The organism is Paracoccus sp. NBH48 (assembly GCF_015390265.1).
GTDB classification, from domain to species: domain Bacteria; phylum Pseudomonadota; class Alphaproteobacteria; order Rhodobacterales; family Rhodobacteraceae; genus Paracoccus; species Paracoccus marcusii.
In genome coordinates this window covers 181527-193337 of record NZ_VUOJ01000003.1, presented here as the reverse complement: position 1 = coordinate 193337, position 11811 = coordinate 181527, and the positions used below count along the sequence as shown (strand labels likewise).

Genomic DNA, 11811 nt, shown 5'->3' with positions numbered 1-11811 from the left:
GGCGATCAGTTCATCTCGGCGCGGCGGATGGCGATGATCGTCTCGTATTCCGCGTGGGTGACGGGGCTGAAGCCCGCGGTCTCTCCGGCGGCGACGCCATAGGCGCATTCGGGGTCCGATGCGTGCAGGCCTGCGACCAGGTCGATCATCGTCTGGCGCACGTCCTGGGGCAGATCCTTGCGGACGACCACCGGGCCTTCCGGAATGGGCGAGGATTTCCAGATCTCGACGATGTCGTTCATGTCGACGATGCCCGCATCGGCCGCCTTGCGCAGCGCGCCGGAGTTGTAGCCGTCCTCCCACGCGCCCTGGCCGTCGGCCCAGGTCACGCCCGCATCGAAATCGCCGTTGACGACGCCGATGATCGACTGTTCGTGCCCGCCCGAAAACGCGATGCGGCTGAAATACTCGCCTTCGGTCATCGAATAGCCCGCCTCGGGCAGTTCCACGTTCGGGATCAGGAACCCCGAGGTCGAGTTCGGGTCGGCAAAGGCAAAGCTCTTGCCCTCCATGTCGTCCAGCGAGGTGATGCCGCTGTCGGCGCGCGCGAAGCCGATCGAGTGATAGGTATAGCTGCCGTCCAGGTTGGTCTTGACCAGCACCGGCTCGACCGCCTCCGGGTCGGCGACGTACACGGCGGCATAGGCCGACGCGCCCAGCCACGCCATGTCCAGCGACCCGCCCAGCAGCCCCTGGATGACGCCGTTGTAATCGGCGGGGGTGAACAGGCGGACGGGGACGCCCAGGGCCTGTTCGGCATAGTCGCGCAGGCATTCGTTCGACGCCATGCGGTCCTGGGCGTTCTCTCCGCCCAAAAGGCCGATGCGGAATTCGGTGATCTCCTGCGCGTGCAGGGGGGTGGTCAGGGCGGCGGTGGCGGCCAGCAGGCTCAGCAGTCGGGTCATGGTGCTCTCCGGTTCGGGATCAGGCCAGCATGCGGGCGGCGTATTCGACATCCGCGCTGGTATCGGTGGGCATGGCGGTCGAGGTCGCGCTTTCGTTGAAATCCGCATCGGCGCCATAGATGTCGCGGGCCACGCCCGTGGTCAGCTGCGACGGCAGCCCGTCGAACACCACGCGCCCGTCGCGCATGCCGATCACCCGGTCGCAATAGCGCCGCGCGGTGTCCAGCGTGTGCAGGTTGGCGATGACCATGCGGCCATCCTCGACGTTGATGCGGCGCAGGGTGTCCATCACGATCTGCGCGTTCATCGGGTCCAGGCTGGCGATGGGTTCGTCGGCCAGGATGATGCGGGGGTCCTGCATCAGCGCGCGGGCGATGGCCACGCGCTGCTGCTGGCCGCCGGACAGGGCCTCGGCGCGCTTGGGCGCCTGTTCGGCGATGCCGAGGCGGTCCAGGATCTCCAGCGCGCGAAGGATGTCGCCGCGCGGCCACAGGTTCAGCACCGTTTGAAGCGTGCCGCGCCGGTTCAGGATGCCGTGCAGCACGTTCGACACCACGTCCATGCGCGGCACCAGGTTGAACTGCTGAAAGATCATCGCGCATTGGCTTTGCCACTGGCGGGCGGCGGCGCCGGTCAGGGCGGCAACGTCGCGCCCTTCGACCAGGATCCGGCCGCTGGTGGCGGGGGTCAGCCCGTTCATCATGCGCAGCAGCGTCGATTTTCCCGCGCCGGACCGGCCGATGATGCCGACGAAGGCCGGGCCGTCGATGCGGAAGGAAACGTGGTCGACCGCAGCCTTGCGGCCGAAGATGCGGGTGGCGTCGCGAATGTCCAGCATGGGGCCTCTCGATGTCATGGGGGCCGTCTAGCGGTGGGGCGTGACACCCATCCGACGATGCGGTGACGATCGGGTGACAGGGGTGGCGGGCCCGCGCGAGATCCGGGCTTAACAGGCGGCGGCTTTGCCCCTATGAGGATGGCGTTGCCAGCCCGGCCCCGCGCCATCGCCAGCCATTGACCCGATGGATGGAGAACCCGATGACGCGACACCCCTTGGCCGCCCTGATGCTGGGCACCGCGCTTGCCCCCTGCCCGCCCTGTCCCAGCCGATCCTGCTGGACGAGATCACCCTGACGGCCGAAGGCGAGGCCCCGGCCCGCATCGCCCCCAGCGCGGAACAGATCGAGGATGCCCGCACCGGCACCATCGAGGACGTGTTCCGCGCCGAACCCAGCGTGACCGTCAGCAGCGGCATCGCCATCGCGGAACGCGTCTTTGTCAACGGCATCGACGAACAGCAGCTGTCGGTCAGCGTCGACGGGGCCGCGCAGAACAACCGCATGTTCCACCATACCGGCACCAACATGATCGATCCGGGCCTGTTGAAGGCCGCGCGCGTCGCTCCGGGCGTGGCGCCGGCGGATGCGGGCTTTGCCGCGCTGGGCGGCAGCATCGCGTATGAGACGAAATCGGCCATCGACATGCTGGAGGACGGGCGCGACCGCGGCGGGCGCGTCACCATCGGCTATGGCGACAACGGCGGCACGGCGACGGGGGCGGTGACGCTGTACGGGCGCCAGGGGCCGGTCGACGCGCTGATCTATGCCAAGCGGGCGACGGGCGACGCCTATCAGGACGGGAACGGCCGTACCGTGGCCCGCACAGGGGCCGACCTGAACAGCGAGGCGCTGAAGCTGGGGGCCGAGTTCGGCGACTGGCGGGCGGAGCTGGGCGCGATCCGGTTCCGGGACGACGCGCTGCGCCCCTATCGCGCGAACTTCACCGGCACGATCGGGGGCCGCCCGGTCCCCGAGACGCGCCGCTATGCGCTGGAACAATCGACCCAGACGTTGACCCTGCGCCGCACGGTCGCGGACGGCCTGCTGGACCCCGAGATCCGCATCGCGCGCAGCCGCAACCAGCTGGACACCGTCGACCTGCCCACGCCCGACGCCCCCGTTCCCGATTTCAACAATGGCGATGCGGATACCGTCAGCGTCGTCCTCCAGAACCGGATGACCGTGCACGGGGTCGAACTGACCGCGGGCCTAGACAACTATCGCACACGCGCGACCTATGACGGGGTGTTCCGCGGCACGGCCGCCGCGTTCCGCGAGGACCGAACCACGACTGGACTGTTCCTGCAGGGGCGGGGCACGGCGGGGGACATCGACTACAGCGCGGGGCTGCGCCATGATTTCAGCCGGTTCACCGGCGCAGGGGGGCAGCGCCTGGACACCGACGGGACCAGCGCGAACGCCGCGGCCACCTGGCACGCCACCGATGCGCTGCGTCTGAACGCGGGCTGGTCGACGGTGTTCGGCGGCACGCAGCTGGCCTCGGTCTATGAGCTGGACGCGCCCTATGTCGCGCCCGAGGCCTATGACGCGCTGGAGCCCACGCGGGCGCGCAACGTGGTGATGGGCGTCGAATGGCAGCCGGGGGCGACGACCTTGGGGGCCGAGCTGTTCCAGACCCGCATCGACGGGGTCCGCAAGGGGCTGGTGTCGCGCGATCTGGAAAGCCGGGGGTTCCGTCTGTCCGCCCGCCGCGACTGGCAGGGCGGCTTTGCCGCGCTGCGCTACAGCGACACAAAGGTCGAGCTGGACGGCCAGCCGGCCTCCAGCTTTGACCTGCGCGAACTGGGCACCGTGCCGGGCGGCATGCTGTCGCTGGAGGCGCGCCATGCCGTCATGGCCGGGCTGACCTTGGGCGGCGTCATCCAGCACGCGATCGAGGAGGACGGGCAGGGCGTGGATGTCGACGGCGACTGGCCCGGCTATACCGTCGTCGACGTCTTTGCCGAATACGAACCGGCCGCGTTCCGCAACGTGACCCTGCGCGCCGAGGTCAACAACCTGTTCGACCGCGCCTATGCCGACCGGGCGACCTATGGGGCGGATTTCAGCACCGTCGTGCAGCAGCTGGAACCGGGGCGCAGCATCGCGCTGACGGCCGATCTGCGGTTCTGATGGCCCCCCGTGGTCCGGCAAACCGGGCCGCACCCCTCGTAATGTCCCGAGGAAGTGGCGTTTTCCGTCTGGAATCCCTCGTCTTTCGTTCAGGTTGCGGTTATGTTCCCCTTCCGCCCCCCTGGGGTCGGACGCGCAACGAGAAGACCTGGACCGATGACCCAATCCCAGCCCGCCGCCCTGACCCGCACTCTGGATGCCGCCCGCCGCAAGCTGCTGGAGACGGGGACGCGCAACCGCCTGATCCATGTGAACCGCGACAATCAGCGCGCCAGCTGCCTGAACATCATCCACGAACGCAGCGACGAGGTCTGGCGCCTGCTGCGCATCCAGGGCAAACGCATGCGCTTTCGCGCCATGGGCAGCGACACGGCCACGCCCGAGGGCGTGCTGCTGCTGGCCGCGCCTGGTGCGCAGACCCAGTCCGACAGCCAACTGGAGACCCCCCTGGGCCCCGAGGCGCTGGCCCGCCGCCTGCTGCGCCTGTCCCACGACGCCCGCACCGCGGAGGAGGAGCAGGGCCTGAACGTGCTGTACCTGGCGATGGGGTTCCTGCGCTGGCGCGAGGCGCCCGGATCGCAGGTCCTGCGCGAGGCGCCGCTGATCCTGCTGCCTGTGCAGCTGGTGCGCAACGACCGCAGCTCGACCTTCGACCTGATGGCGCGCGAGGATGACCTGACCGCCAACCTGCCGTTGCAGGAGCGTTTGCGCCAGGATTTCGGCATCCATCTGCCCGAGATCGAGGAGGACGACAACTGGACGCCCGGCGACTATCTGAGCCTGGTTCAGGACGCCGTGTCCGGCCAGCAGGACTGGCAGGTGGACCGCGACGGAATGCAGCTGGGGTTCTTTTCCTTCGCGAAGCTGCTGATGCACCGCGACCTGGACCCCGCCAACTGGCCCCGAGGGGGCGTTCGACGGAAACCCACTGCTGGACGGGCTGCTGGCGCAGGGGTTTGCGGGCGACGCGCCGCTGTTCGGCGATCGCGACCGGCTGGACGACCGTTTGGACCCGGCGCGCATCATCCAGGTGATCGACGCCGACGCATCCCAGACCAAGGTCATCGAGGAGGTCCGTGCGGGCGCCAGCCTGGTCGTGCAGGGCCCGCCGGGCACGGGCAAGTCGCAGACCATCACGAACATCATCGCCGCCGCCGCCCATGACGGCAAGACGGTGTTGTTCGTGGCCGAGAAGATGGCCGCCCTGTCGGTCGTCCACGACCGCCTTGCCCGCGCGGGCCTGCGCGACATCTGCCTTGAGCTGCATTCGCGCAGCGCCAACAAGAAGGCCCTGGCGCAGGAGCTGGGCCGGACCCTGATGGCCGGGGCGCATCCGTTGCCCGCCACGGCGGACCCCGCGCGCCTGCGCCAGACGCGCGACATGCTGAACGCGGTCACGGGCTTGCTGCACGACCCGTTGCCGCCCTGGGACGAGGCGCCCTATGCGGCGCTGTCGCGGATCATCGGGTTCATCGGACAGGGCGCCCGCCCGCCGGCCATCCCGCTGGACGGCCTGGAGGCGCTGGACGCCACCGCACGCGAACAGGCGGCGCAGGCCATCGCCCGTTTCGTGGCGGCGCGCGACCGGGCCGGTCCGCCCCAGGCCCATCCGTTCCGCGGCGCGCGGGCGCTGGACCTGCAGCCGACCGATCTGGCGCGGCTTGGCGACGACCTGCGCGCCGCGCTGGCGGCGCTGCAGGCGGTCGCGGCACAGGGCCAGCCGACGCTGGACCGGGCCGAAGCGCGGGTGCGGATGCTGCGTCTGCTGGCGCGCGCCCCCCAGGGGGCGGCGGATCACGCCGCGACCCTGTTCGCGGCCGCCCGCGATCCCCGCCTGGTCCAGGCGCTGCAGGCGGGCGCCGAATGGGCGGCGGCCCAGGAACAGGTGTTGACCCGTTTCACCCCCGCCGCGCCGGATCTTGACCCCGCGCCCCTGCGGGCCGGGCTGGCGCGCGGGGTGGGGTCATTCCTGGGTCGGCTGTTCGGCCCCTATCGCGCGGCGTCGGCACAGCTGCAGACGCTGCTGGTCGGCCCGATGCCGTCGGCGGCCGCCGACCGGCTGGCGCTGGCGGATGAGCTGGTGGCGCTGCGCCGCCTGCGCCGCATCTTGGCCGACGACGAAGCCTATCTGGCGGCGACCCTGGGGACCGACTGGCGGGGCGAGCGGACGCCCTTTGCACGGCTGGCCGCGGTGGCGGGCTGGCTGGGAGAGTTGGACGGCTGCCTGCCGGACGGGGCGGCGGTGGTGCAAGCGCTGACCGACATTCCCGACCCCGCGGCACAGGGCGATGCGCTGGCGACGGCCGTGCAGGATGCGCGGGCGGCGCTGGCGCGGGTTCGCGACAGGCTGGACCTGGACGCGGAGGCCGCGGGCCTTGCGGGCGATGCGCCGATCGCGGATTGGCAGGCGGCGCTGTCGGGCATGGCCGACGCGCCCGCCCGCTATGCCGAATGGGCCGATCTGGCGCGCGACGCACAGGTGGCGGGCCGCCACGGCGCAGCCGCGGTGGTCGAGGCCGTGCGCGCCGGGCATCTGGCCCCGCAGGACGCCGCGACCGAGTTCGCCTATGCCTGCGCCGAGGCGCGCTGGAACGCCGCCCGCCAGGCGCGTCCCGCGCTGAACGATCTGCCGATGCTGGATCGCCACGACCTGGTCGGCCTGTTCCGCCAGCTGGAGGCCGAGCGGATCGAGGCCACCAAGACGCTGATCCTGTCGCGACATTTCGATCAGCTGCCCCGCGGCACCCAGGGAGAGATGGGCCTGATCCGCGGAGAGATCGCTCGCCGCCGCGCGCACAAGCCGGTGCGCTTGCTGATGCGCAACGCGGGCGCGATGGTCCAGCGCATCAAGCCGGTGATGCTGATGAGCCCGATCTCGGTCGCCCAGTTCCTGCCGCCCGATGCGATCAGTTTTGATCTGCTGGTCATCGACGAGGCGTCGCAGATCCGCCCCGAGGACGCCTTGGGCGTCATCGCGCGCGCGCGCCAGATCGTGGTGGTGGGCGACCAGAAGCAGCTGCCGCCGACATCGTTCTTCGACCGCCTGGTCGACGATGCCGAAGACCAGGACGAACCCGAGGACGGCCCCCAAGGCGCGAACGTGGCCGACATGGAGAGCATCCTGTCGCTGTGCGAGGCGCGCGGGCTGCGGTCGCGGATGCTGGAATGGCATTACCGGTCGCGCGACCCGTCGCTGATCCGGGTGTCGAACGCGGAATTCTATGACGACCGGCTGGTTTTGCCGCCGTCGCCCCTGCAGCTGGACCCTGATTACGGGCTAAAGTTCCGTCGCGTGTCCGGCGCCTATGCCGCGCGCGGCAGCGGGCGGGGGCGCGCGGGCACGAACCGGATCGAGGCCGAGGCCGTCGTCGCCGCCATGGCCGATCACGCCCGCAACTGGCCGGGCCTGTCCCTGGGCGTGGTCGCCTTCTCCAAGGCGCAGGCCGACATGCTGACCGAGGTGGCGGATGCCGCCCGCCGCCGCGACCCGGCGCTGGACGCGCTGCTGCGCGAGGGCGGGGCCGAGGACGTGTTCGTCAAGAACATCGAGAACGTGCAAGGCGACGAACGCGACGTGATCCTGATCTCGGTCGGCTACGGTCCGTCCGAACCCGATGGGCCGCTGACGCGGATGCAGTTCGGCCCGGTGAACGGCGAGGGCGGAGAGCGTCGTCTGAACGTGCTGTTTTCCCGCGCGCGCATCCGCTGCGAGGTGTTCGCGTCCTTTGACCCGGGCCAGATCGATCCGTCGCGGACCACCCGCGAGGGGCCGCGCGTCCTGAAGCGGTTCCTGGATTTTGCGCAGTCGGGCATCATCGAGGAACGCCGCCCCACCGGTCTGGCCCCCGACAGCCCGTTCGAGGAGGATGTCGCGCGCGTGATCCGCGATCTGGGCTATCTGGCCGATCCGCAGGTCGGCAGTGCCGGGTTCCGCATTGATCTGGGCGTGCGCCATCCCGACCGTCCGGGCCAGTACCTGGCGGCGGTCGAATGCGACGGCGCCGCCTATCACGGTGCGCTGTGGGCGCGCGAACGCGACCGTTTGCGCCAGGACATCCTGGAGAATCTGGGCTGGCGGTTCCACCGCATCTGGAGCACCGACTGGTTCCACCGCCGCGAGGCGGAAATCGCGCGGCTGCGTGATGCCCTGTCGAAGGCCCGCGATGCGGCGCAGGACGGCATCCGCCCGCGCGGCGCGAACCATGGGGCGCGGCCCGTCCCGCTGGACGCCCCGGAAGCGACCCTTGAACTGGCGCAGCCGTCGCTGTCGGTGCCGCCCTATCGCCGGGCGGAGTTGCAGGCCCCGTCCGAGGGAGAGCCGCATGACCAGCCCGATGCCGTGCTGGCCGAATTGGCCGCCACCGTCATCCGCGCCGAAGGTCCGGTCCATGCCGACGAGGTGGCGCGCCGCATCGCCGCCGCGTTCGGCAAGACCCGCACCGGCAGCCGGATCGGAGAGGCCGTGGCCCGCGCCACCGCGTTGGCCCTGCGCGGCGACGCCGATCTGACGCGGCAGGGCGATTTCCTGATGACCCGGGCGCAGGCCGACAGCCCCCCCGTCCGCGACCGCAGCGCCGAGACGGGCAGCCTGCTGAAGGCCGCCTGCCTGCCCCCGCAGGAGATCGCCGCCGCCGCGCGGATGATCCGGACCGAGAACGGCGGCATGACGCCCGACCAGCTGACCCGCGCCGTGGCGCGCCTTCTGGGCTTTCAGCGCGTGGGGCCGGACCTGTCGGAGGCGATATCGGGGGTGCTGCTGGGCATGGCCGCGGCCTGAGGCCTATTCCCCGCCGGGCGGAATGCGATTATGGCTGCCGCACAAGGCAAGGGAGCCGGACCGATGCGCGTGGACCTGATCATCTTCGACTGCGACGGCGTCATCGCCGACAGCGAGGTGCTGTCCGCGCAGGTGCTGATCGACCAGCTGGCGCGTCTGGACATCGTCGTGACGCCCGACGATGTGCGCCGCGATTTCCTGGGGCGCAGCTTTCCCACGGTCGCAGCCTCGATCCGCGACCGCTTTGCCCTGACCCTGCCCGCCGATTTCGAGGCCACCTATCGGGCCCGCCTGCTGGCGCGGTTCGACACCGATCTGCGCACGACGCCGGGCTTTGCCGATGCGCTGGCGCAGATCCGGCTGCCGGTCTGCGTCGCGACCTCGTCCAGCCCGCCGCGGGTGGCGCGGACGCTGGCGGTGCTGGACCTGGCGCAGCGGTTCGGCGCGGACGTCTTTACGGCCAGCCAGGTGGCGCGCGGCAAGCCCGCGCCCGACCTGTTCCTGTTCGCGGCCGAACGGATGGGCGTCGATCCCGCCCATGCCCTGGTGATCGAGGACAGCCAGCCCGGCCTGCAGGCGGCCCGCGCGGCTGGAATGCGGGTCCTGCAGTACCGCGGCGGCGCCCATCTGGCGGGACAGCCCGCAACGGACGAGGGCTTTGACTGCTGGTCGCAGTTCCCCGATCTGCTGGCGCGCATCCAGGTGCCCGCATGAGCCAGAACCACTTCACCCCCGAAACGACCCGCCTGGACGATGCCGCCCGCGCCGGGTGGCTGTACTACGTCGCCGGAAACACCCAGGACGAGATCGCGCGCAAGCTGGGCGTCAGCCGCCAGACCGCGCAGCGTCTGGTCGCGATGGCGCTGGCCGAACGGCTGGTCAAGGTCCGCCTGGATCACCCGATCGGACGCTGCATGGACCTGGCGCGCGCGCTGCAGGACCGGTTCGGCCTGCTGACGGCCGAGGTCGCGCCGTCGGACCCCGAGGCGCCGGACCTGTTGGCTGGCATCGCCATCGCCGCCGCCGCGCATCTGGAACGCGTGCTGAAATCGCCCGAACGGCGGATCGTCAGCCTTGGCACCGGGCGCAACCTGCGCGCCACGGTGGAACAGCTGCCCCGCATGACCTGTCCTCAGCATGTCGTCGTGTCCCGCCTCGGCAACATGATGGAGGACGGGTCGGCCACCCCTACAACGCCACGATCCGGCTGGCCGAGCGCATCGGCGCGCCGCACTTTCCCTATCCGCTGCCGGTGCTGGCGCGCGACGCGGCGGAACTGGCGGCGATGCAGGGACAGCAGGCCGCCCGCAACACCATCGACCTGTGCGCCCGCGCCGACCTGTCGCTGGTGGGCATCGGACAGATGGACATGACCGCGCCGCTGCATGTCGACGGCTTCCTGAGCGAGGCCGAAATGGCGCAGCTGGCCCGCGCCGGTGCCGTGGGCGAGATCACCAGCTGGGTCTATGACGCCCGGGGCCAGGTGATCGATTGCGACTTCAACCGCCGCGTGGCGTCGGCGCCGCTGCCCTGCGGGAGCGACCGTCCGGTGATCGCCGTCGCCTCGGGACAGGCCAAGCTGCCGGCCATCCGTGCGGCGATGGTGGGGGGGCTGATCAACGGCTTGATTACCTCGGAGGCGACGGCGGAACGCCTGCTGGCCTGAAGAATTGCACTGTCGTCAGGCTGTTACACCCTCGCTGCGCTGCGGCGGGGAATCTGCGTTGACAGATTTGCAAGACGGGGCGAGTATATGCCCATCGGAAGGGCAAATGCCCAACCGCCAAGGGAGGACTACATGACCACGACATTCCGCGCCCTTCTGGGCGCTACGGCCCTGTGCGCCGTCGGCAGCATGGCCGCCGCGCAGGACAACGTGACCCTGACGATCGCGACCGTGAACAACGGGGACATGATCCGCATGCAGCAGATGACCGCGCCCTTCACCGAGGCGAACCCGAACATCCAGCTGGAATGGGTCACGCTGGAGGAGAACATCCTGCGCGAGCGCGTCACCACCGACATCGCCACCAGCGGCGGGCAGTATGACGTGCTGACCATCGGCACCTACGAGGTTCCGATCTGGGCGGCGCAGGACTGGTTGACGCCCCTGGACGACCTTCCCGAAAGCTACAACGTGGACGACCTGGTCCCTGCCGTGCGTGCCGCCCTGTCGGTGAACGACACGCTGTACGCCGCGCCGTTCTATGCCGAATCGGCGATGGTGATGTACCGCACCGACCTGGCCGAGGCCGCGGGCGTGACCATTCCCGACAACCCGACCTGGACCGACATCACCGCCGCCGCCAAGGCGATGACGGACAAGGATAACGAGGTCTATGGCATCTGCCTGCGCGGCAAGCCGGGCTGGGGCGAGAACATGGCCTTCCTGACCGCCATGGCCAACAGCTATGGCGCGCGCTGGTTCGACATGGAATGGGCGCCCCAGTTCGACAGCCCCGAATGGCAGGCGACGCTGACCGACTATCTGACGCTGATGAACGAATACGGTCCTCCGGGCGCGTCGTCGAACGGCTTCAACGAGAACCTGTCGCTGTTCCAGCAGGGCAAGTGCGGCATGTGGATCGACGCGACCGTCGCCGCAAGCTTCGTGACCGACCCCGAGGATTCGACCGTCGCGGACAGCGTGGGCTTTGCGCAGTTCCCCAACAAGGAAGGCGTCGACAACCACGGCAACTGGCTGTGGGCGTGGAACCTGGCCATCCCGGCCTCCAGCCAGAAGCAGGACGCGGCCAAGACCTTCGTGGCCTGGGCGACCAGCCAGGAATACACCAACATGGTGGCCGAAGCCGAGGGCTGGCGCGCCGCACCTCCGGGCACGCGCACGTCGCTGTACGAGAACCCCGACTATCAGGCCGAGGCTCCGTTCGCGGCCATGACGCTGGAATCGATCAACGCCGCCGACACGCAGAAATCGTCGGTCCAGGACATTCCCTATACCGGCGGCCAGTTCGTCGCGATCCCGGAATTCCAGGGCATCGGCACGGCGGTCGGACAGACCTTCTCGGCGGCGCTGGCAGGCCAGATGTCGGCCGAGGACGCCCTTGCGGCGGCACAGTCCAGCACCGCCCGTGAAATGGCGCGCGCGGGCTATCCCAAGTAAGCCGCGACCCGCGCCGCCCCCGACATGCGGGGC

The 11811-nt window shown here is 70.2% G+C and carries 7 protein-coding genes and 1 pseudogene; 6 read left to right on the top strand and 2 right to left on the bottom strand.

Annotated elements, in window-relative coordinates; translation table 11 throughout:
- Nucleotides 1-5: 5 nt before the first annotated feature.
- Together phnD and phnC are read right to left on the bottom strand one after the other, a co-directional pair.
- Complete coding sequence (gene phnD / locus F1642_RS06740) at nt 6-905, bottom strand: phosphonate ABC transporter substrate-binding protein (RefSeq protein WP_139598413.1); 900 nt, start codon at nt 903-905, stop codon at nt 6-8.
- Nucleotides 906-924: 19 nt separating this feature from the next.
- Nucleotides 925-1743 (bottom strand): phosphonate ABC transporter ATP-binding protein, encoded by an 819-nt coding sequence (phnC, locus tag F1642_RS06735; RefSeq protein ID WP_046001033.1) that lies wholly within the window; start codon nt 1741-1743, stop codon nt 925-927.
- Between the two features lie 184 nt (nt 1744-1927).
- Between phnC and F1642_RS06730 the strand changes: the two genes are divergently transcribed.
- The 6 genes and pseudogenes from F1642_RS06730 (at nt 1928) to F1642_RS06710 (ending at nt 11778) form a co-directional block, all read left to right on the top strand.
- Nucleotides 1928-3877 carry a TonB-dependent receptor domain-containing protein gene (locus F1642_RS06730; protein WP_194885837.1) on the top strand — a complete coding sequence of 650 codons (1950 nt, stop codon included), beginning with the start codon at nt 1928-1930 and terminating at the stop codon, nt 3875-3877.
- 156 nt (nt 3878-4033) lie between these two features.
- On the top strand, nt 4034-5041 hold the full coding sequence (locus tag F1642_RS16115) for a DUF4011 domain-containing protein (protein WP_304612891.1): 1008 nt from the start codon (nt 4034-4036) through the stop codon (nt 5039-5041).
- Nucleotides 4974-8654 carry a DUF3320 domain-containing protein gene (locus tag F1642_RS16110; protein WP_370582824.1) on the top strand — a complete coding sequence of 1227 codons (3681 nt, stop codon included), beginning with the start codon at nt 4974-4976 and terminating at the stop codon, nt 8652-8654. Before F1642_RS16115 ends, F1642_RS16110 begins: the two co-directional genes overlap by 68 nt.
- A gap of 63 nt (nt 8655-8717) precedes the next feature.
- On the top strand, nt 8718-9368 hold the full coding sequence (locus F1642_RS06720; RefSeq protein ID WP_045982113.1) for an HAD family phosphatase: 651 nt from the start codon (nt 8718-8720) through the stop codon (nt 9366-9368).
- Nucleotides 9365-10320 (top strand): annotated as a pseudogene (locus F1642_RS06715) (sugar-binding transcriptional regulator). Before F1642_RS06720 ends, F1642_RS06715 begins: the two are co-directional and overlap by 4 nt.
- Before the next feature lie 132 nt (nt 10321-10452).
- A complete protein-coding gene (locus F1642_RS06710) occupies nt 10453-11778 on the top strand; it encodes a sugar ABC transporter substrate-binding protein (RefSeq protein ID WP_194885836.1) in 1326 nt (441 codons plus the stop codon).
- The last annotated feature ends 33 nt before the right edge of the window (nt 11779-11811 follow it).

What these genes read in the sequence shown, in the direction of transcription:
- phnD (WP_139598413.1), bottom strand. Translation starts at nt 905, where the DNA reads ATGACCCGACTGCTGAGCCTGCTGGCCGCCACCGCCGCCCTGACCACC.
- phnC (WP_046001033.1), bottom strand. Translation starts at nt 1,743, where the DNA reads ATGCTGGACATTCGCGACGCCACCCGCATCTTCGGCCGCAAGGCTGCG.
- F1642_RS06710 (WP_194885836.1), top strand. Translation starts at nt 10,453, where the DNA reads ATGACCACGACATTCCGCGCCCTTCTGGGCGCTACGGCCCTGTGCGCC.
- F1642_RS06720 (WP_045982113.1), top strand. Translation starts at nt 8,718, where the DNA reads ATGCGCGTGGACCTGATCATCTTCGACTGCGACGGCGTCATCGCCGAC.
- F1642_RS16115 (WP_304612891.1), top strand. Translation starts at nt 4,034, where the DNA reads ATGACCCAATCCCAGCCCGCCGCCCTGACCCGCACTCTGGATGCCGCC.
- F1642_RS06730 (WP_194885837.1), top strand. Translation starts at nt 1,928, where the DNA reads ATGGATGGAGAACCCGATGACGCGACACCCCTTGGCCGCCCTGATGCT.